Annotated in this window: 17 protein-coding genes; 9 read left to right on the top strand and 8 right to left on the bottom strand. The window is 68.7% G+C overall.

Going from position 1 to position 19,906, the window contains the following annotated elements; all coding sequences use genetic code 11:
* Positions 1-54 precede the first annotated feature (54 nt).
* On the top strand, positions 55-939 hold the full coding sequence (locus tag G6N45_RS23160; protein ID WP_163725268.1) for a universal stress protein: 885 nt from the start codon (positions 55-57) through the stop codon (positions 937-939).
* A gap of 1 nt (position 940) precedes the next feature.
* Here G6N45_RS23160 and G6N45_RS23155 read toward each other — a convergent pair whose 3' ends face one another.
* Together G6N45_RS23155 and G6N45_RS23150 are read right to left on the bottom strand one after the other, a co-directional pair.
* A complete protein-coding gene (locus tag G6N45_RS23155) occupies positions 941-2,083 on the bottom strand; it encodes an acyl-CoA dehydrogenase family protein (protein ID WP_163725265.1) in 1,143 nt (380 codons plus the stop codon).
* 10 nt (positions 2,084-2,093) lie between these two features.
* Positions 2,094-3,326 carry an acyl-CoA dehydrogenase family protein gene (locus G6N45_RS23150; protein WP_163725262.1) on the bottom strand — a complete coding sequence of 411 codons (1,233 nt, stop codon included), beginning with the start codon at positions 3,324-3,326 and terminating at the stop codon, positions 2,094-2,096.
* Between the two features lie 226 nt (positions 3,327-3,552).
* On the opposite strand from G6N45_RS23150, the gene G6N45_RS23145 reads away from it, so the two are divergent.
* A complete protein-coding gene (locus G6N45_RS23145) occupies positions 3,553-4,305 on the top strand; it encodes an FAD-binding protein (protein WP_246228771.1) in 753 nt (250 codons plus the stop codon).
* A gap of 4 nt (positions 4,306-4,309) precedes the next feature.
* Here the strand turns inward: G6N45_RS23145 and G6N45_RS23140 are convergent, their stop codons facing one another.
* The 3 genes from G6N45_RS23140 to G6N45_RS23130 form a co-directional block, all read right to left on the bottom strand.
* Positions 4,310-6,091 carry a putative bifunctional diguanylate cyclase/phosphodiesterase gene (locus G6N45_RS23140; protein ID WP_407664344.1) on the bottom strand — a complete coding sequence of 594 codons (1,782 nt, stop codon included), beginning with the start codon at positions 6,089-6,091 and terminating at the stop codon, positions 4,310-4,312.
* Positions 6,092-6,160: 69 nt separating this feature from the next.
* On the bottom strand, positions 6,161-8,287 hold the full coding sequence (locus G6N45_RS23135) for an Rv1355c family protein (RefSeq protein ID WP_163725252.1): 2,127 nt from the start codon (positions 8,285-8,287) through the stop codon (positions 6,161-6,163).
* Positions 8,284-9,042 carry a hypothetical protein gene (locus G6N45_RS23130; RefSeq protein WP_163725249.1) on the bottom strand — a complete coding sequence of 253 codons (759 nt, stop codon included), beginning with the start codon at positions 9,040-9,042 and terminating at the stop codon, positions 8,284-8,286. Before G6N45_RS23130 ends, G6N45_RS23135 begins: the two co-directional genes overlap by 4 nt.
* 835 nt (positions 9,043-9,877) lie before the next feature.
* Between G6N45_RS23130 and G6N45_RS23125 the strand changes: the two genes are divergently transcribed.
* Positions 9,878-10,330, top strand: coding sequence for a MaoC family dehydratase (locus G6N45_RS23125; RefSeq protein WP_163725247.1), 453 nt, complete (start codon positions 9,878-9,880; stop codon positions 10,328-10,330).
* Positions 10,331-10,352: 22 nt separating this feature from the next.
* On the opposite strand, the gene G6N45_RS23120 is transcribed toward G6N45_RS23125, so the two are convergent.
* Entirely contained in the window at positions 10,353-11,525 is a 1,173-nt protein-coding gene (locus G6N45_RS23120; RefSeq protein WP_163725243.1) for an acyl-CoA dehydrogenase family protein, read from the bottom strand.
* Positions 11,526-11,610: 85 nt separating this feature from the next.
* Between G6N45_RS23120 and fabG the strand changes: the two genes are divergently transcribed.
* The 6 genes from fabG (at position 11,611) to G6N45_RS23090 (ending at position 17,570) form a co-directional block, all read left to right on the top strand.
* Entirely contained in the window at positions 11,611-12,360 is a 750-nt protein-coding gene (gene fabG / locus G6N45_RS23115; RefSeq protein WP_163725239.1) for a 3-oxoacyl-ACP reductase FabG, read from the top strand.
* Positions 12,360-13,574 (top strand): acetyl-CoA C-acetyltransferase, encoded by a 1,215-nt coding sequence (locus G6N45_RS23110; RefSeq protein WP_163725235.1) that lies wholly within the window; start codon positions 12,360-12,362, stop codon positions 13,572-13,574. The genes fabG and G6N45_RS23110 overlap by 1 nt, the downstream gene beginning before the upstream one ends.
* 64 nt (positions 13,575-13,638) lie before the next feature.
* Positions 13,639-14,832 carry an acyl-CoA dehydrogenase family protein gene (locus G6N45_RS23105; RefSeq protein ID WP_163725232.1) on the top strand — a complete coding sequence of 398 codons (1,194 nt, stop codon included), beginning with the start codon at positions 13,639-13,641 and terminating at the stop codon, positions 14,830-14,832.
* A gap of 4 nt (positions 14,833-14,836) precedes the next feature.
* Positions 14,837-15,505, top strand: a complete 669-nt coding sequence (locus G6N45_RS23100; protein WP_163725230.1) for a GntR family transcriptional regulator — start codon at positions 14,837-14,839, stop codon at positions 15,503-15,505.
* 89 nt (positions 15,506-15,594) lie between these two features.
* On the top strand, positions 15,595-16,770 hold the full coding sequence (locus G6N45_RS23095; protein WP_163725227.1) for a thiolase family protein: 1,176 nt from the start codon (positions 15,595-15,597) through the stop codon (positions 16,768-16,770).
* A 38-nt stretch (positions 16,771-16,808) separates the two neighbouring features.
* Positions 16,809-17,570, top strand: coding sequence for a crotonase/enoyl-CoA hydratase family protein (locus G6N45_RS23090; protein ID WP_163725224.1), 762 nt, complete (start codon positions 16,809-16,811; stop codon positions 17,568-17,570).
* Positions 17,571-17,581: 11 nt separating this feature from the next.
* Here the strand turns inward: G6N45_RS23090 and G6N45_RS23085 are convergent, their stop codons facing one another.
* Together G6N45_RS23085 and G6N45_RS23080 are read right to left on the bottom strand one after the other, a co-directional pair.
* Entirely contained in the window at positions 17,582-17,956 is a 375-nt protein-coding gene (locus G6N45_RS23085) for an NYN domain-containing protein (RefSeq protein ID WP_163728942.1), read from the bottom strand.
* 238 nt (positions 17,957-18,194) lie between these two features.
* On the bottom strand, positions 18,195-19,847 hold the full coding sequence (locus G6N45_RS23080) for a medium-chain acyl-CoA ligase Mig (protein WP_163725221.1): 1,653 nt from the start codon (positions 19,845-19,847) through the stop codon (positions 18,195-18,197).
* Positions 19,848-19,906: the final 59 nt, after the last annotated feature.

Here is a 19,906-nt window from a genome sequence, read left to right as displayed (position 1 = left end):
ACGAGGTGGCGTCCACGACACGGACGCCGCCGGTCAGGTGAGGAGACGCATCCCATGTCCACTCAACCCGCACCACTGGGCATCGTCGTCGGGGTCGACGGTTCCGCGGCGTCGCGCGTCGCGGTCGACTGGGCGGCCCGTGACGCCGCCAGCCGTCGTGTTCCGCTGACGCTCGTCCACGTGCTGCCCGGCGCGGCCATGCAGTCCTGGATCCAGGTTCCGCTGCCGCCCGCCTATCTCGAGGACGAGCAGAAGGCGGCGCGGGAGGTGCTCACCGACGCGGTCGGCGTCGCCACGGCGGCAGCCGGCGACGACCTGTTCTGCGTCAACCAGAAGATCGTGTCCGGACAGGCCGTCCCGACACTGGCCGATCTCAGCAAGGACGCCGACATGATCGTGGTCGGCAGCCGGGGACTCGGGAAGTGGGAACGGCGGCTGCTGGGCTCGGTGAGTTCCGGCCTCGTCCAGCATGCGCGGTGCCCCGTCGCGGTGATCCACGACGAGGATCCGTTGATTCCGCATCCCGCGCAGGCGCCCGTGGTCGTCGGGGTGGACGGGTCGCCCGCCAGCGAGCATGCCACCGCGATCGCGTTCGACGAGGCATCGCGCCGCGGTGTCGACCTGGTTGCGGTGCACACCTGGAGCGATGCCGGATACGAACTGCCCGACGAGGCGTGGATCGAGGTTCAGCCCGAGGAGGACCTGCTGCTGGCCGAGCGTCTCGCCGGCTGGCAGGAGCGCTACCCCGACGTCACGGTGCGCCGTGTGGTCCGCCGCGACCAGCCTGCGCGCCGGCTTCTCGAAGAGGCCGCCAAGGCCCAGCTGCTGGTCGTGGGCAGCCACGGCCGTGGCGGGTTCGCCGGCATGCTGCTCGGGTCGGTGGGCTCGCAGGTGGTGCAGTCGGCGCGGATGCCCGTCATCGTCGCCCGCGGCTCCTGACCTACGCGCGGGTCAACGCCGCGTAGCGGCCGATGTGGTGGTCGGTCGAGCCGAATTCGAACTGCAGCGCGGTCAGCCGCTTGAAGTAGTGGCCGATGGCCAGTTCCTCCGTCATGCCCATGCCGCCGTGCAGCTGGACCGCCTGCTGTCCCACGAAGCGCGCTGCCCGGCCGACGGTCGCCTTGGCCGCCGACACCGCGCGTGCCCGCGTGGCGTCGCCGGCGTCGAGTCGAAGGATCGCGAGATACACCGCGGCTGCGGACTGTTCGACCTCCATGTACATGTCGACCATGCGGTGCTGCAGCACCTGGAAGCTGCCGATGGGTTGACCGAACTGCTGGCGCTGCTTGCAGTACTCGACGGTGTCGGCGAGCACCTTGCGCATGGCGCCGACCGCTTCGGCGCACACCGCGGCCGCGCCCTCGTCGCGGGCCCGGGCGATCGAGGGCCAGGCCGTGCCCTCGCCGCCGAGCAGGGCGGTCCCGGGCAGCCGCAGACCGTCCAGCGTGATGTCCGACGCTCGCCGGTCGTCGATGGTGCGATAGTGATGCATCACCAGATCCGTTGTCGCCGCAGCCATATCGACGACGAACAGCGAGATGCCCTCGGCGTCGCACCGATCTCCGGAGGTGCGGGCGGTGACCAGCACATGGCCGGCGAGCGGCGTGCTCGCTGACACGATCTTCGATCCCGTGAGCACCCACCGATCGCCGTCGCGCTCGGCGACGGTCGACACGTCCTGCCAGTTCTCACCCGACGTCGGCTCCGTGGCGGCCAGCGTGACAAGGGTGCACCCGGAGACGATTCCGTCGAGCAGCGCGGTTCCGACCGCACCGCCCGCGCGGCGCAGCAGTCCCGCGGCCACGACGGCGGTGTCGACGTACGGTTCCACCACCAGTGCGTGGCCCAGCGCCTCGGCGATGATCATCATCTCGACCGGACCGCCGCCGATGCCGCCGCAGTCCTCGGGCAGCGTCGCACCGAGGATGCCGAGGTCCTCGGCGAATGCGCGCCAGATCTCCGGTTGCCAGCCGGTTCCGGTCTTGGCCGCCGCGCGGCTCTTCTCCAGGTCGTAGCGCGTGGCGAGGAATCGCGTCAGGCCGCCGCGGAGCAGTTCCTGCTCGTCGTTGAGTGTGAAGTCCATCTGCAGTCCCCTAAAGCCCCAGTGCCGCCTTGGCCAGGATGTTGCGCTGAATCTCGTTGCTGCCGGCGTAGATGGAGCCGGCGCGGTCGTTGAAGTACCGCAGCGGCGCCACCGCCTGCCACGCTTGGCCGCTCACGTAGTGCCCTGCGGGCGGCTCGAAGTCCGCGATTTGACCGCCGGGGCAGGTCGCATGCGGCTGATAGACCCGGCCCCGTGGTCCCGCGGCCTCCATCGCGAGCTCGGTGATCGTCTGGCTGAGCTCGGTGCCGAGGACCTTGAGCATCGACGACTTGGCCCCGGGATTACCGCCGGCGGCGACGACGGCGAGGACCTGGTACTCGAGGATCTCCAGCACCTCTGTGCGGATCCGGGCATCGGCGAGCTTGCGGGCGAAAGTCGGGTCGTCGAGCAGCCGCCCGCCGTCAGGTCCGGGCTGTTCGGCTGCCGCCGAGGCGACCTCCTCGGCCATCACCTGCAGGGCCGGCGCCGACGACCCGCCGCCGCGTTCGAACTCCAACAGGTACTTCGCGACCGTCCAGCCGTCATCGATGTCGCCGATGACGTTCGTCTTGGGCACGCGCACCTCGTCGAAGAAGACCTGGTTCTGCACCTCTTCGCCCGAGGTCATCACCAGGGGGCGGATCTCGATGCCCGGCGAGGCCAGGTCGATCAACACGAACGTGATGCCACGCTGCTTCTTCTCGCTGCGCGTGGTGCGCACGAGGGCGAACATCCAATTCGCCTCGCGCGCATGCGTGGTCCAGATCTTGCTGCCTGTGCACACCAGGTCATCGCCGTCATCGCGGGCAGCCATCGACAGCGCGGCCAGATCGGAGCCCGCCTCGGGCTCTGAGTAGCCCTGGCAGAAAAACACCTCGCCGGTGAGGATGCGGGGAAGGAAGAAGTTCTTCTGCTCCTCGGTGCCGAACCCGATGATGGCGTGGGCGACCATCTTGATGCCCATCGGCGACAGCGTCGGGGCGCCGGCCAGTGTCGACTCCCTGCTGAAGATGTAGTGCTGGGTCAGGCTCCAGTCGCAACCGCCGTGCGCAACCGGCCATGCCGGGGCCGCCCAGCCCCTCTCGTGCAGGATCTGCTGCCACTCCATGCTGGCCTCGTGGTCGGCGTAGACGCTCGTCATCAGCCGTCCGGCGCGCCGCAGATCCGGGGTGAGTTTCTCCTCGAGGAACGCGCGCACCTCGTCACGGAACGCGAGGTCGGACGGTGACCACTCCAGATCCATCGTTCACCCTTTCAGCCCAACGCCCCACACAGAGTAAACCTAGTTAGTTAGGTGCGGGGTGTCACCGGGTCTCACCACCGTCTGCCGAGCCTCGCCGATGGTAGGTTTGAAGTGTTGCCACAGGCAGTGACGGCAAATGTCTGCACGACACGTCCAGCCATTGCAACCCGGTTGCGTCGGACACCCTTGCGGTGTCGTCGTACTGGCAAACAAAAGGCGGATAACCGTGGATGCAGAAGTGGCGTGGGACGACGTGGTCGACGTCGTGTGTACCGACGCCGGCTACGCCGGGATGATCTGCGCCATCGCGACGTCCGAGCACGGTGGCGACGTGATGGTGGCCGGTCAGCAACGGTGCACCCGAACGTGGTTCGACACGCTGCGCGGCGACGCCGCGACCACAGAGTACGTGGCCGAACTCGCCGCCGACATCGACGTCAAGCGGCTGACGGTCGACGACGCGGCGTTGCCCGTCCGCCGGGTACGGCCGCACCAGGAGGAGCCGACGAACAGGCGGCGGCGCACCATTCCGGCCTTCGATGGCGGGCGCCTTCGCCGGTGGGCCGCCGAGTGCATCGCCTCCCCGACGGGCTATCTCTACACCCGGGTCACCGACTGGCCCTCCGACACGGTGCATTCGGCCGACGGCGACGTCCTCGAGGTGGCCGCGCTCGACATCGACCCGGCGCGCACCGACGCCGAACTCCTCGATGAACTGACCGCGCAGGCCCGGAGTCACCGCGTGCACGTGCACCCCGTGGACGCCGTCGTCCGGCTGGTTTTCGAGGACAACGTGGTGACCGGGGTCGTCTTCTCGACGCCCGACGGGCCGCTCGCGGTCCGCGCCCGCCACGGTGTGTTGATCTGCGGCGGGGCGCCCGATTTCCCCGCGGGCCCCGCCGCCGCCGGTCAGCGGCCCGCGCTCGTGGGCAGGACCGCCAGTAGGTTCGGCCGTGTCGAGCTCCTCGCGCAGGAGTGACGACTCAGAACTGCACCGGGATGCGACCCTTGGCCAGCAGGGACTCCATCGCAGCGCCGGCGATCGGGCGGGACAGCAGGAAACCCTGCGCGCGATGGCATCCGTGTCGCAACAGCGTCAGCGCAGCGGCCTCGGTCTCCACCCCCTCGGCGACCAATTCCAGACCGAACGCCTCGGCCAGCGCGATGATCGCCCGGACGATCGCCAGATCGCCTGGATCAGAACCCAGTTCGCGGACGAAGCTGCGATCGATTTTGAGGGTGTCCACCGGCAGCGATTTCAACTGCGACAGGGCGCTGTAGCCGGTACCGAAGTCGTCGATCGCCACCTGGACGCCGGCGGCTTTGAGCCCCGCGAGGGTGATGCGGGTGGTCTCGATGTCCTGGACCACCACGCTCTCGGTGATCTCCAGACACACTGAGCCGCGGGCGAGGTCGAACTCGGCCATCGTGTCCGCGACGGTATCGACGAAGCCGTCGGTCACCAGCTGCACCGGCGACACGTTGATCCGCATCACCGCGTCGGTGCCGACGCCCCGTGAGCGCCAGGCGGCGAACTCGGCACACGCAGTGCGCATCACCCAGCGACCGAGTTCGCCTGCCATGTTGATGGATTCGGCGACCCCGATGAAGGAGTCGGGAGCGAGCAGACCGCGCGTCGGGTGCTGCCACCGGACCAACGCTTCGCATGCGACGATCTCGCCGGTGCGCATGTCGACCTCGGGCAGGTAGTGCAGGAGCAGGGCGCCGTTCTCGATGACGGTCTGCAGATGCAGTTCGATGTCGTTGCGGAACTCGTTCTTCATCGACATGTCGTCGGTGAAGACCGCGACCTGGTTGCCGCCCGATCCCTTGGCGGTCAGCACCGCCTGATCGGCCCGGCGCAGCAGATCCGACGTGCTGTCGCGGCCGGGGACGCCAAGGGCCACGCCGATGCTGACCGTCCGGGTGAGCATCTCGCCGTCGATCGACACGCGCTCGCGCAGCACGGATTGCAGGCGATGCGCCAACGCCTCCGCGGCGTCGGCGTCCATCGGGGTCGTCGGCACCACGACGAACTCGTCGCCGCCGAGCCGGGCGATCAGGTGGGGACCCTCGGCCCCGCGGCGCAGGCGCTCGGCCAGCACCCGGATGAACCAGTCGCCGGCGGTGTGGCCCAGGTAGTCGTTGATCGCCTTGAGCCGGTCGAGGTCGAAGAAGAGCGCCGACACCGGCCCGGGCTTGCCCTCGGCGAGCCGGGCGTCGAGGTGGCTCAGCAGCGCGCGACGGTTGTACAGGCCGGTCAGGTCGTCGTGCTCGGCCAGGTACCGCAGCTGCTCCTCGGCATCGACCCGCGCCTGGACCTGAGCCAACAGCGACGCGATCGCCTTGAGCGCGTTGAGTTCGGCCTCCGTCCAGTCACGGTCGCCGAACTTGACGAAGCCCAGGACGCCCGAGGTCACCTCACCGGAGAGCAGCGGGACGCACGCCATCGACGTGGACGGGATCTGGCGGCCTTCGTTGATGGTGCGCTGGTAGTCGTCAGTGGACGGCTCCGGCCGGAAGACGACGGGTTCCTTCTGATGCTCGGCCAGGGCGAACACCGGGTCGGCACCCTCGAAGTAGACGACCGCCAGTGGATCGGGATCGGGTATCCCCGGACGGACCGGCCATTCGGCCACCAGCACGGACGCCCGGATGGCGTGGTCGTTACGGCGCAGGAAGCTCACGTCGACGCCGAAGTACTCGACGAGTTCGGCCAGGACGCCCTGGCTGACGTCGACCGCGGTCGCGGCGGTCGCACCCATGAGCCGGGTCGCGACCGATGTGACCACCAGGTCCAGGCTCTCGGGCAAGCGACTCGCTCCGTATCCGCATCAGGTCATCGGTGATGAATGTTCCCCCTCGCCGCGACGTCGACTCACCACCGACGGGCTCGGTGCCCGGGTCAGCCTCAGGACCAAGGCCAGTGATTCAGCGGCGTGCGCGGATACCAACTTCCGGAAAGTGTATTGCAGGTCGGTGAGCCTTTCGGCGAAGCGGGGCGACAGCGCGGTGAACTCCTGCTCGTCGCTTGCGTAGAGAAACACCGGGGAGACCGGCTGGACGCCCAGCCCCTGCTCCTGGGCCTCGATCCACACCGCCTCCACCGCCGAGCCGGCGCGCGCGTAATCGGCCAGGGAACGGCCCTCGACCGTGACCACGCCGACCGCCGCGGCGGCGGCCACCTTCGTGAAGCTGTCCTCGCCGAGCGCGCTGCCCGCGTCCCAGCGGGCGAGGTGGCCCATCACGTCACCGCGTCGCAGGATGTCGAGCAGCACCACGTCGGCGTCGTCGAGTTCGAGGCTGCGCACGTCGATGCCGGTGTCCGGGCGCGGGTCTCCGGGCCAGCGCAGCTCGTCGAACATCTGCGCGTGCAGCATCGGGGTCAGATACCGGATCCGATCCGCCGCCGACAGGAGAGACGCGGCATCGCTCAGGTCGCGCGGGTCGGTCAGCAGCCGAAGGCGTGCGCCCTCGGTCTCGGCGGCGGCGGTCAGTGCGGCAACGGTGTGATCCTCGAGGGCCGTGCGGGTGCCTCGATGCCGGTTGGTCTCCCGCCGCAGCATGGCGTCGAAGAGGCCGGCCAGCTCCCGATCGGGCCCGCCGGGGGTCAGCGTCACCTCGGCGCTGAGCGGGAACCGTTCGTCGCCCGCCCGGAACTCGACGTGCGCGCCGTATCCGTGCGCCGCCGCGGCGACCCGTGCGTTGAACGCCGCCGCGCCCACGGCGACAGCGCTTCCGCGGAACCCCACGTCCATCGCGGAGGTGTGCGCCGGGTCGAGGTGAATGCTCACCGCGACTGCGCCTTCCTCGATGAGCCAGGGCTGGCTGTTGCCGCCCGAGGGTGCGCGCCGTGCCGCATCGGCGACGGCGCCGATCACGTCGTCGGCCGGTCGGGCGCACCGGCCTTCCGGCGCCGTTTCCCGCGGGCCGCTCCGGTCCTCGGGCTCGCCGATCCCGTCGAGCAGAGCCGGAACGTCGATCCTGACCCGGCCCGACGGCAGTGGTTCGCCGAGTCCGATCCGCCGCACCGCTTCGGCCACCGACGCCGCGCCGACGGCCACCTCGGAGGAGAGCTGCGGCCACGTCGTCAGCGTCGAACCGACCTCGATGAGAGAGGCAGCCATCCGCGAGGGCAGTGTGGCCGCGTCGATCACCCGCAGCACCCGGGGCACCTTGTCCTTGGTGCTCAGACCGGCAAGCTGGGCGGCGTCGATGTCGCCGAGCAGCCCGTGCAGGACCGGCCGGGTGGGCTCGGCATCGAACCGTTCGACGTCGAGGAGGCCGCCGCTGCTGGTCGCCATCAGCACCGGGATTCCGCGCGCCCGCGCCGCGGTGCGCACGAGCACTTTGGCGTCGAGCGAGTCGCACTCCTCGACGAGGATGTCGAGTCCGTCGAGGAAACAGTCGACAGTGCCGGCAGTGATCCCGGCCGGTTCCACGGCGACGGGCAGATAGGGGTCCAGTTCGGCCAGTCGCCGGGCGCACACCACCGCCTTGTTCACGCCCACGTCGAGCACGGTCGCCGGGACCCGGTTGAGGTTGGAGAGGTCGATCTGGTCGAAGTCGGCGAGCCGCAGTTCGCCGCACAGACCCTGGGTGGCCAGCGTGTGGGCGATCGCGTGTCCGACGCTCAGGCCGACCACACCGACGCGCAGGCGCGCGAGGACCTCGAGTTCGTCGGGGGAGATGAGATTGCGGTTGCGGTCCAGGCGCAGCAGACGGTACGGGCGGGGGGCCAGCACCGCGGCCACCGTGCGACGCCAGGGGAAGTACGCCCACCGGGGGGGCTCGTCGGCGATGTCGGCAGCGACGGCCGGGCGCAGGGCCGCCAGCTCCGCGCGCTGCTGCGCCACGGTGTCGACGATGTCGGTGCCCGGGTCACGGCGCAGCTCCGCCAGCCGCGCGGCATCGCCGGGAATCGTGCTGTCGAGGACGGTGGCGGAGTAGACGTCGGTCATCCCCGCTGCCACGCGGTAGCCCCGACGGCGAGCTCTTCTGTCCCGGCCGCCTGCGGCACCATGCCGCGTTGATCGGCGAGGAACGCGGCGAGCTGGCGGGGATGAGCGTTATTGGCGAAGGTCAGCCGATCCCACCACGCCAGCCGGGTCTGATATCGCACGTCCGGGTACGGGGTCGCCGGGATCTTGGTGGCCAGCACACCACCCGAGGACAGCCAGCGCTTGAGCACGTACGACGCCGCGGTCGCCACGATGAACTGGATGCCGAGCAGATCCATCGCGTGCAGCGGGGTACGCGCGATGGCGTTCGTCAGCCGGCGACTCTCCTCGACGTCGTCGGTCACCCAGGCCGTCTTCATCTCCGCCACGCCGAACGGAAGGCGGTCGGCGACCATCTTCCGCACCGCGTCCTCGCCCGGCTGGTCCGCCCATTCTTCGATTGCGTGACACTCGTCGATCGACTTATACGGACCTTTGGCACGCAGTCCGCCCACCACTCGGCCCGCCTGATTCACACATGCGGCGAAAAGTGCGGTGTCGTCTCCGCGGCGCAAGGCGTCGACGTCGATGGCAGTACCGATGCCGTGCTGTTGGTAGCTGCGAAATGCGCCGTCGATGTAATCGGACCACAGGTCCCGCTCCACCGACGGTCGGGCGTAGACGATGGTGCATTCGGTGGCCGGGTCCCAATAATGCGGGCTGGCGTCGAGGCGGGTGGTGACGTCGTCAGCAAACGCGAACTGGGGGAAGGTCATTTTCGTCCATTCGTCGGGCAGCGCAATGGCGGGGGGCGAGTACTGCGCGGAGCGTGCAATAACGTGCACATTGTTGAGTATCTCGCCACCACTCACAGGAATTCCAGCTAGCGAAGAGATCTTGACCGGGAATTCAGGCCTCGGGAACGGTAACGATCAGGTCACGATCTCGCTCGCGAGCGCAATGGCAATCCCTGACTTCCCGGTTGATGCAGGTCATAAACGGGATTTGGTAGCCACGGCGAACGGCAAGGGCTGGGGCGCCGCGGCCCAGCCGACATTTCCATAAGCGCCCTGATCTTTGCTCCCCACGGCCGTCGCGACGGCCGGCCGGCCCGCTCAGTCGGCGCGCGACTCGGCCACGCGGGCCGGTTACCCCCCGGTAACCTGCCGGTTCGGTCCCGGCGAGCCCCCACCGGGCAATGCGTCGCCTCGTAACCTGCGGTCGCGCGCCGTCGTCCTCGGCGGCGGTCGCCAATCATGCAAGGCCGCGCGCAGTGGCCTGCCGATCACGCTCGATCTGTTCGATGGAACGAATGGTAAGCGAGTTTGCCAAAACTACCGGCGCGCGTGAATTAACTGACGATCGCGCTATTTTCCATTGATATTGCGAGCGAACGCGAATGCAATTCGCGATCCGCTGCGCGACTTACGCCACGGGCTCGATTGGAGCCGCGAGCAACGAAATGGCGCGACCGTTCGCGACGTCCGAATGCGGGAAAAATGACGGCAGGATGTGTCACGATCGCGCGCCCAAGTGGCCATTGGTGCCGACCCGCCGGACCGCTGTGGCACTGTGAGGGCCGCACGCAACCGCGCGCCGAAGGAGACACTGGTGAAGAAATTCAACGACCTAACCGAGTTCGTGGCGGCCGAGGGTACCCAGCTCGGCCCCACCGAGTGGCTCGAGATCACGCAGGAGCGGGTCAATCTGTTCGCCGACGCCACGGACGACCACCAGTGGATCCACGTCGACCCGGAGCGGGCGGCCGACGGACCGTTCGGTGGCACGATCGCGCACGGCTTGCTGACCCTGTCGCTGCTCCCTCACTTCACTCACCAGCTCTACACGGTCGACAACGTCGCGATGGCGATCAACTACGGCTACAACAAGGTCCGGTTCATCACGCCCGTGCGGGTCGGAGCACGGTTGCGGGCCCGCGCCGTGGTCTCGGCCGTCAGCCGACTCGAGAACGCCGTGCAGGCCACGGTGAGCACGACCGTGGAGATCGAGGGATCGGAGAAGCCCGCGGCGATCGCCGAATCCATCGTGCGTTTCATCGGCTGACCCACTGCCGAGGGCGGTCAGGTCATCGCTGAGTTGTCTTGGCGGCCTTCACCAGACCCCCGCCGATGATGAGTCGCTGGATCTCGCTGGTGCCCTCGTACAGCCGGAGCAGGCGAACGTCCCGATAGATGCGCTCGACCGGGACGTCGCGCATGTAGCCGGCGCCGCCGTGGACCTGGACGGCGAGATCGGCCACCCTGCCGACCATTTCGGTGCAGAACAGCTTCGCGGCAGAGGGGGCTAGCCTGCGGTCCTCGCCGGTGATCCACAGCCGGGCGGTGTCGCGGACCAGCGCGCGGCCGGCCATCACCCCGGTCTGCTGGTCGGCGAGCATCGCCTGTACCAACTGAAAGTCTCCGATCGGAGTGCCGCCCTGCGTGGCGGTCGCGGCGTATGCCACCGATTCGTCGAGGGCTCGCTGGGCGGTGCCGACCGCGAGCGCGGCGATGTGCACCCGGCCGCGGGCCAGGGAGGTCAGTGCCGCGCGGTAGCCGATGTCCTCGGCGCCGCCGACGAGGGCGTTCTGGCCGACGCGGACGTCGGTGAAGGTGACATCGGCGGTCCACGCGCCTTCCTGCCCCATCTTCTTGTCCTTGGCGCCGACGGCGACACCGGCCGTGTCGGCGGGAACCAGGAACACCGCGATGCCTGCGCCGTCGGCGTCGGCCGGTCGGGTGCGGGCGAACGTCACGAACAGATCCGCCGTGGGCGCGTTGGTGATGTACTGCTTACTGCCGTTGATGACCCACCCTTCGCCGTCCCGAACGGCTTTAGTGCGCAACCCCGATGGATTCGACCCCGCGCCCGGTTCGGTGAGAGCGAACGATGCGACGACGTCGCCGGTGGCGATGCGTTCCAGCCAGGTGGACTTCTGCTCCTCGGTGCCGTAGCCGACGAGGACCTGTCCCGCGATGCCGTTGTTCGTGCCGAACATCGAGCGTAGGGCGAGCGAGGTGTAACCGAGTTCCATCGCGAGTTCCACGTCCTGTGCCAGATTCAGCCCGAGGCCACCCCACTCCTGCGGGATCGCATACCCGAACAGGCCCATCTTCTCGACCTGCTCACGCAGGTCGTCGGGGACGCGGTCGTCGGACAGGATCTCCTGCTCACGAGGGACGACGGCGGTGCGGACGAAGTGCCGAGTCTGCGCCAGGATCTCGCGGAAATCCTCATCGCTCACATCGGGGGGGCTCATCGCGGCGTGCTCCTCACAGGGCTCGTGGTCGCAAATATCGTATATGAAATACGATGAGCCCCGATCGGGTCCCGACGAGGTGAGGATGGATGCAGTGGCACTACTGGCTGGTCAGACCGCGGTGGTCACCGGGGGAGCGCAGGGCTTGGGTCTCGCCATCGCGCAACGGTTCGTCGACGAAGGTGCCCGCGTGATCCTCGGCGACGTGAATCTGGAGGCGACGCAGGCCGCGGCCGACGCCCTCGGTGGCGCCGACGTCGCACGCGCGGTGCGCTGCGACGTGACCGATGCCCGGGAGGTCGATGCGTTGGTCGGGGCAGCGACCGAGCATTTCGGCGGTCTGGACATCATGGTCAACAATGCGGGCATCACCCGGGACGCCACGATGCGCAAGATGACAGAGGAGCAGTTCGACCAGGTGATCGCGGTGCATCTGAAGGGCACCTGGAACGGCCTGCGGGCTGCGGCGGCGGTGATGCGGGAGAACAAGCGCGGCGCGATCGTGAACATGTCGTCGATCTCCGGCAAGGTCGGCATGGTCGGGCAGACGAACTACTCGGCCGCCAAGGCCGGCATCGTCGGGATGACCAAGGCCGCCGCCAAGGAACTCGCCTATCTCGGTGTGCGGGTCAACGCCATCCAGCCCGGGCTGATCCGCTCGGCGATGACCGAGGCCATGCCGCAACGCATTTGGGACGCCAAAGTGGCCGAGGTGCCGATGGGCCGTGCAGGCGAACCCGACGAAGTGGCCAAGGTCGCACTGTTCCTGGCTTCCGATCTGTCCTCCTACATGACGGGTACCGTCCTCGAGATCACCGGCGGGCGTCACCTCTGATGCGGGAGGCGGTGATCTGCGAACCGGTCCGCACGCCGATCGGTCGCTACGGCGGCACGTTCCGTGACCTCACCGCCGTGGACCTCGGCGTCGCCGCTCTGCAGGGACTGCTCGAGCGGACCGGCGTGGCGCCCGAGGCCGTGCAGGACGTGATCGTCGGGCACTGCTATCCCAGCATGGAGGCGCCGGCGATCGGCCGGGTCATAGCGCTCGACGCCGGGCTGCCCGTCACGGTGCCCGGGATGCAAGTCGACCGGCGGTGCGGCTCCGGGCTGCAGGCGGTGATCCAGGCGTGCCTGCAGATCTCCAGCGGCTCAAACGATCTCGTCGTCGCCGGCGGTGCGGAATCGATGAGCAACGTGGTGTACCACTCCACCGAGATGCGCTGGGGACCTGCGCGCGGCGGCATCACCGTGCACGACGGACTGGCCCGGGGCAGGACCACCGCGGGCGGCAGGAATCACCCGGTACCCGGCGGCATGCTCGAGACCGCGGAGAACTTGCGCAGGCAGTACGCCATCTCGCGGGAGGAGCAGGACGAGCTCGCCGTGCGGTCACATCAGCGGGCGGTCGCCGCCCAGAACGACGGTCTGCTCGCCGAGACGATCATTCCCGTGTCGGTCCGCAGCCGCTCCGGCGGAAACCTGATCGACACCGACGAGCATCCGCGCGCCGACACCTCGGTCGAGAAGCTCGCCGCGCTGAAACCTGTTCTACTGCATGCGGATCCGCAGGCCACCGTCACGGCGGGTAACTCCAGCGGGCAGAACGACGCGGCCTCGATGTGCCTGGTGACCACCCGGGAGAAGGCCGGGGAATTCGGACTCACCCCGTTGGTCCGGATCGTGTCGTGGGCGGTGGCCGGTGTGCCGCCCGAGACGATGGGAATCGGACCGGTGCCGGCGACGGAGGCAGCGCTGGGCAAGGCCGGGCTCCAACTCGCCGACATCGACCTCATCGAACTGAACGAAGCGTTCGCGGCGCAGGCGCTGGCGTGCATGCGCGAATGGGGTTTCGCAGAGGCGGATCTGGAGCGCACCAATGTGCACGGCTCGGGTATCTCCCTCGGGCACCCCGTCGGCGCTACCGGCGGCCGGATGCTCGCGACACTGGCGCGGGAACTGCACCGTCGGCAGGGCCGCTTCGGCCTGGCGACCATGTGCATCGGCGGCGGTCAGGGGCTGGCCGCGATCTTCGAAAGGGTGGACGCGTGACGACAAGCGAGAAGCGGAGCGGGATCGCGCATGACGACAAGCGAGAAGCGGAGCGGGATCGCGCATGAGTAGGCTCGCGCAGACGCTGGGGCTCAGCGAGTTCCAGACCGAGATCATCGCGACCGTGCGGCAGTTCGTCGACAAGGAGATCATCCCCGCCGCGCAGGAGCTCGACCACAACGACACCTATCCTCAGGCCATCGTCGACGCCATGCGCGAGATGGGCCTGTTCGGCCTGATGATCCCCGAGGAGTACGGCGGCCTCGGCGAATCACTGCTGACCTATGCGCTGTGCGTGGAGGAGCTGGCGCGTGGCTGGATGAGTGTCTCGGGCGTCATCAACACCCATTTCATCGTCGCCTACATGATCCGTCAGCACGGCACCGACGAGCAGAAGCGAAACCTCCTGCCGCGCATGGCCACCGGCGAGGCCCGGGGTGCGTTCTCGATGTCCGAGCCCGAACTGGGATCCGACGTCGCGGCGATCCGCACCCGGGCCACCGACAACGGCGACGGCACGTACACCATCGACGGGCAGAAGATGTGGCTCACCAACGGTGGGAGTTCCACCCTGGTCGCGACATTGGTGCGCACCGACCTGGGCGCGGACAAGCCCCATCGCAACCTGACCGCGTTCCTGATCGAAAAGCCCACCGGCTTCGGGGAAGTCGCTCCCGGGCTGACCATTCCGGGCAAGCTCGACAAGCTCGGGTACAAGGGTGTCGACACCACCGAGATGGTCTTCGACGGGTACCGGGCCGCGGCGACCGACATCCTCGGTGCTGCGCCGGGGCAGGGATTCGCCCAGATGATGGACGGCGTCGAGGTGGGCCGGGTCAATGTCGCCGCCCGGGCGTGCGGGGTGGGGATCCGGGCCTTCGAATTGGCCGCGCGGTACGCCCAGCAGCGCAGCACCTTCGGCAAGCCGATCGCCGAGCACCAGGCCATCGCCTTTCAGTTGGCCGAGATGGCGACGAAAGTCGAGGCCGCCCACCTGATGATGGTCAACGCGGCCCGGCTCAAGGACTCCGGAGAGCGCAACGACGTCGCCGCGGGCATGGCGAAGTACTTCGCCAGCGAGGTGTGCGCGGAGGTCACCCAGCAGAGCTTCCGGATTCACGGCGGGTACGGCTACTCCAAGGAGTACGAGATCGAGCGGTTGATGCGCGATGCCCCGTTCCTGTTGATCGGCGAGGGGACCAGCGAGATCCAGAAGAGCATCATCAGCAAGCGGCTGCTCGCCGACTATCGGGTGTGACGACGTGAGCACTTTCGACTTCGCGGTCAGGCCGCAGCTCGCCGAGGACGTGGCCCGGATCGTGCGGCAGCGGATTTTCGACGGAACCTACGCTGCCGGGGCGTACGTGCGGCTCGACCAGCTCGCGGCCGAACTCGGCATCAGCGTGACCCCGGTGCGTGAGGCGCTGTTCGAGCTCAAGGCCGAGGGTCTGCTCGACCAGCAGCCGCGCCGGGGTTTCGTCATCCGGCCGGTGACGGTGCGCGACATCACCGACGTCGCGCAGGTCCAGGCCCACATCGGCGGCGAGCTCGCGGCGCGCGCCGCGGCCGCCATCACCGCTGCCGCGCTCGAGCAACTGACCGGCATCCAGAGCGACCTGGAGGCCGCGTACGCCGCCGGCGACGGGCAGCGGGCCGTCCGGCTGAATCACGACTTCCACCGGGCGATCAACGTCGCCGCCGATTCTCCGAAGCTCGCGCAGCTGATGTCGCAGATCACCCGGTATGCGCCTGAGACGGTGTTCCCGACGATCGACGGCTGGCCCGATAGTTCGAACCGGCACCACCGCCGGCTGCTCGACGCCTTGGCCGCGCGGGACGAAGACCGGGCACGCGCGGCCATGTCGGAGCATCTGGCCGCCGGCGCCGCGCCGCTGATCGAGCACCTCACCCGGCGCGGCGTCATCGCCTGACCTCGGGCCCCTACTGCGGACGCTACAGTATCTGCTAGTTTTGTAACGTTCGTCGGACACGTCCGTCTGCCCAGACCCGAGGTCGAAAAATGCCAACTCCCGTCATCGTCGGCGCTGCCAGGACGGCCATCGGCCGATCGTTCAAAGGCACGCTGGTCAACACCCCGCCCGAAACGCTGATCACCACGGTGCTGCCCGAGGTGGTGCGGCGCTCCGGCGTCGACCCGGCGGATGTCGACGACATCATCTTCGCCGAATCTCATTACGGCGGAGGCGATCTGGCGCGATATGCCGCCACCGCGACCGGCCTGGAACACGTGCCGGGGCAATCGGTGAATCGGCACTGCGCCGGCAGCCTCACCGCGATCGGCAACGCGTCGGCGCAGATCGGCTCCGGGATGGAGCGGGTACTGATCGCCGGCGGCGTGCAGTCACTGTCGATGACGCCGCTGGTGAACTGGCGCATACCCGGCCCCGAGTTGACGTTCGAGGAGCGCTGGATGCCACCGACCCATGTCGAGACACCCGACGCGCCGGCCAAGGACATGTCCATCACGGTCGGCTGGAACACCGCGCAGGCCGTCGGCATCACCCGCGAGGAGATGGACGCGTGGGCGGCGCGCTCGCACCAGCGCGCCGTCGCGGCCATCGACGCAGGCAAGTTCGTCGACGAGATCATCCCGCTGAAGGTGACGCAGTTCGACGGTTCGGTGACCGACTTCAGCGTCGACGAGCATCCGCGCCGCGACACGACCGTCGAGAAGCTGGCCGGGCTCAAAGTTCTCCATCCCGAGATCGAGGGATTCTCGATCACCGCAGGCAACAGCAGCGGCACCAACGATGCCGCAGCGGGGGTCGCGTTGGTCGAGGCGGACTACGCGGCGGCGAACGGTCTCACCGTGATGGCGACTGTCAGAGCCTGGGCCTCTGCGGGTGTCGCCCCGAAAGACTGTGGGCTCGGCGCGCTGAAAGCGATCGGCAAGGTGCTCGACCGGGCGGGCCTGAAGGCCTCCGACGTCGCGCTGTGGGAGATCAACGAAGCGTTCGCATCGGTGCCGATCGCGGCGTGCCGCGAGTTCGGCCTGGACGAGGATCTGGTCAACTTCTCGGGCAGCGGCTGCAGCCTCGGACATCCGATCGCCGCCTCGGGCGCCAGGATGGTGACTACGCTGGTCTACGAACTGCAGCGGCGCGGCGGTGGCATCGGCATCGCCGCGATGTGCGCCGGTGGCGGGCAGGGCGGCGCGGTCGTCGTCGAGGTCTGAGATCCACCGCGGACCCACACGAAAGGTCAAGGGAGACAGTGGTCGACGAGGTTCTCACCGAACGCCGCGGGCGAGCCCTGATCATCACCATCAACCGGCCGGAGGCGCGTAACGCGTTCAACCTTGCGGTGGCGCGGGGCCTGGCCGATGCGATGGACGAACTCGACGGGAATCCTGAGCTGTCGGTGTCGATCATCACCGGCGCGGACGGCAATTTCTGTGCGGGCATGGATCTGAAGGCGTTCATGGCGGGCGAGGTGCCCGCGATCCCCGGCCGCGGCATCGGCTTCACCGAGCGGCCGCCACGCAAACCCGTGATCGCCGCGGTCGAGGGCTACGCGCTGGCGGGCGGCACCGAGATCGTGCTGGCCACCGACCTGGTGGTCGCGGCAAGGAACGCGAAGTTCGGCATCCCGGAGGTCAAGCGCGGTCTGGTCGCCGCGGGTGGTGGGCTGCTGCGGCTGCCACACCGCATCCCGTACCAGAAGGCCCTGGAGCTTGCGCTGACCGGTGACAGCTTCACCGCCGAGGAGGCCGCGCAATGGGGCTTCGTCAACGTGCTCACCGAACCCGGCGAGGCGCTCGACGGCGCCCTGGCGCTGGCCGATCGCATCACCGCCAACGGTCCGCTCGCGGTGGCGGTCACCAAGGAGATCATCGTGAAATCGGCGGAGTGGACCGAGAGCGAGATGTGGCTCAAGCAGGGCGAACTCATCGAACCGGTGTTCTCGTCCAAGGACGCGATGGAGGGGGCGACGGCGTTCGCCGAGAAGCGCAAGCCGAACTGGACGGGGACCTGACCGGCACCGTTTCAGCGCGGGTCGATCAGGTCACGCAGCCGTTCCGCCGGGATCACCCCGGCCCCGGCCGACCTGACCCGTTCGGCCAGCGTCCGGTCCGACGTCGCAACCACGACCTGCTTGGGCCGGGCCTGCGCACCGATCAATCGGACGATCTCGTCGTCGGCAGAGTTCGGCGCTGCCGCCGGGGCATGCGCGACGGTGACGACGTCGGATTCGATGGGCGGCACGGGCGGCTGCTCGAAGACCACCGTGACGTCCACCTGCTCGGCCCGAGACCATCGCTCGAGGCGGTCGACCAGACCCGCCATCGCGCGGTGCCGGTCGCGCCACCATCCGTCGGGCCGCGTTCCGATCACGTTCATGGCATCGACGATCCAGCGCACCGCCTCCAGACTATCCGGACAGAGCTCCGGGAAAGGCACCCCCGACATGGCCGTGCACCACACGACGACGTTCTGCCGGATCTGTGAGCCGCTGTGCGGCATCACCGCCACCGTCGAGGACGGCAGACTCGTGGCACTGCGGCCGAACAAGGACTGTTTGCGAACTTCTCGGAGCTATCGGTAGGTCTCACCGAACGTCATATGGTGCTCGACGGTTCGCCACCGCTCTTTTCGCGGCTCAGCGTCCGCTGATCGCCTGCTCCCGGGCCCAGCGGTAGTCGGCCTTGCCCGCCGGGCTGCGTTCGATCACGGGCCGGAACACGACCGCCTTGGGCAGTTTGTAGCGCGCGATCACCTGTGCCGCATGCTCGACGAGCTCCTCGGCCGATGCGTCCGCGCCGTCGACGAGCGCGACCACCGCGACCACCTCCTGACCCCAACGCTCGCTGGGCCTGCCTGCCACCACGACGTCGGCGACGGCGGGATGCGACGCGACCGCCGACTCCACCTCTTCGGCGAAGATCTTCTCGCCGCCCGAATTGATCGTCACCGAGTCGCGGCCGAGCAGTTCGATCGCGCCGTCGGCGAGGTGGCGGGCGCGGTCTCCGGGGACCGAATAGCGGACACCGTCGATCACCGGGAACGTGGCGGCCGTCTTCACCGGGTCACCCTTGTAGCCCAGCGGAACGTAGCCACGCTGCGCGAGCCAGCCCATCCCGTCGTGACCCGGTTCCAACAGGGCGCTGAGATCCTCTGCGGCGACGGAGGTGTCGGGTCCCGCGGTGAACGTGCCCGTCGACACCGCCCCCCGACCCGACATGTGGGTCATCTGCGCGCCGGTCTCCGAGGACCCCACCCCGTCGACGACCATCAGATTCGGCTTCGCGTCGATCAGGCGTTGCTTGGCGGTCGGCGTGAGTTGCGCTCCGCCGTTGGCGACCACCGCCAGTGACGACAGATCGGCCCCGGTGCGCTCGAACGCGTCGGCCAACGGCCGCGCCATCGCGTCGCCGACGACGGTGACCGCCAGGACCTTCTCCCGCTCCACCGTGCGCACCACGTCGTCGACGTCGAGATGGTCGGTCACCGCGGAGAACACCACCGACTGCCCGGTGGTCATCGCCGTCAGGACGGCCCACTGCGCGGCACCGTGCATCAGCGGCGGTAGCACCATCAGCGTGGTGCCGGGGGACTCCGCGCATCGGGTGGCGATGTCGTCGTACGAGCGCGCCGCCTCACCGGTGTAGAGGCTGCGCCCGCCGAAAGAGGTCATGAAGATGTCGTGCTGGCGCCACAGCACACCCTTGGGCATGCCCGTCGTCCCGCCGGTGTAGAGGACGTAGAGATCGTCGGGGGACGGCTCGACCGGGGGCGGATCGGCCGGCCCCTGCCCGACGATCGACTCGTAATCGACTGCGCCGGGCAGCAATTCGTTGCCCGATTCGTCCGCGATCTGGACCAGCACACGCAGCCCCGGCAGGTCGGGGAGCACCTCGGCCAGGCGCGGGGCGAACGCGGAGTGGTAGAGCAGCGCGGTGGCGCCCGAATCCGACAGCAGGTAGTGCAGCTCGCTCTTGACGTAGCGGTAGTTGACGTTGAACGGGGCGACGCGGGCGCGCCATGCGCCCAGCATCCCCTCCACGTACTCGGGTCCGTTGTGCGCATAGATGCCCAGCAGATCCTGTCCCACCTCATGGCCGGACAGCTCGGCGCGCTCGGTGTGGCATCCCAGCCCCTGGGCGTGCAGGAACGCGGCGAACCGATTCGACCGCTCGACGATCTGCGCATAGGTCAGACGCCGGTCGCCCTGGATGACGAACTCGCGGTCACCGATGACCCGGGCGACGGCGTCGGCGGCGCCGGGAACGGTGAACTGATTCGGCTGTGGCATGGGTTGGACTCTAGACCGACCCGGTATTCGGAGTGAACACCTGCGGCCGAGTTGTATGG

The sequence above is a fragment of the Mycolicibacterium psychrotolerans genome, from assembly GCF_010729305.1.
Classification (GTDB): Bacteria; Actinomycetota; Actinomycetes; order Mycobacteriales; family Mycobacteriaceae; genus Mycobacterium; species Mycobacterium psychrotolerans.
Note: the sequence above shows the minus strand (reverse complement) of the source record. Positions and strands in the feature narration are given on the sequence as shown.

Bases quoted from the DNA above. Each gene is read 5' to 3' on its own strand.
- G6N45_RS23110 (WP_163725235.1), top strand. From the start codon at position 12,360: ATGCGGGAGGCGGTGATCTGCGAACCGGTCCGCACGCCGATCGGTCGC.
- G6N45_RS23095 (WP_163725227.1), top strand. From the start codon at position 15,595: ATGCCAACTCCCGTCATCGTCGGCGCTGCCAGGACGGCCATCGGCCGA.
- G6N45_RS23120 (WP_163725243.1), bottom strand. From the start codon at position 11,525: ATGAGCCCCCCCGATGTGAGCGATGAGGATTTCCGCGAGATCCTGGCG.
- G6N45_RS23140 (WP_407664344.1), bottom strand. From the start codon at position 6,091: ATGGGTGCGACCGCCGCGACCGCGGTCGACGTCAGCCAGGGCGTCCTG.
- G6N45_RS23150 (WP_163725262.1), bottom strand. From the start codon at position 3,326: ATGGATCTGGAGTGGTCACCGTCCGACCTCGCGTTCCGTGACGAGGTG.
- G6N45_RS23155 (WP_163725265.1), bottom strand. From the start codon at position 2,083: ATGGACTTCACACTCAACGACGAGCAGGAACTGCTCCGCGGCGGCCTG.
- G6N45_RS23105 (WP_163725232.1), top strand. From the start codon at position 13,639: ATGAGTAGGCTCGCGCAGACGCTGGGGCTCAGCGAGTTCCAGACCGAG.
- fabG (WP_163725239.1), top strand. From the start codon at position 11,611: ATGGATGCAGTGGCACTACTGGCTGGTCAGACCGCGGTGGTCACCGGG.
- G6N45_RS23080 (WP_163725221.1), bottom strand. From the start codon at position 19,847: ATGCCACAGCCGAATCAGTTCACCGTTCCCGGCGCCGCCGACGCCGTC.
- G6N45_RS23135 (WP_163725252.1), bottom strand. From the start codon at position 8,287: ATGACCGACGTCTACTCCGCCACCGTCCTCGACAGCACGATTCCCGGC.
- G6N45_RS23160 (WP_163725268.1), top strand. From the start codon at position 55: ATGTCCACTCAACCCGCACCACTGGGCATCGTCGTCGGGGTCGACGGT.
- G6N45_RS23130 (WP_163725249.1), bottom strand. From the start codon at position 9,042: ATGACCTTCCCCCAGTTCGCGTTTGCTGACGACGTCACCACCCGCCTC.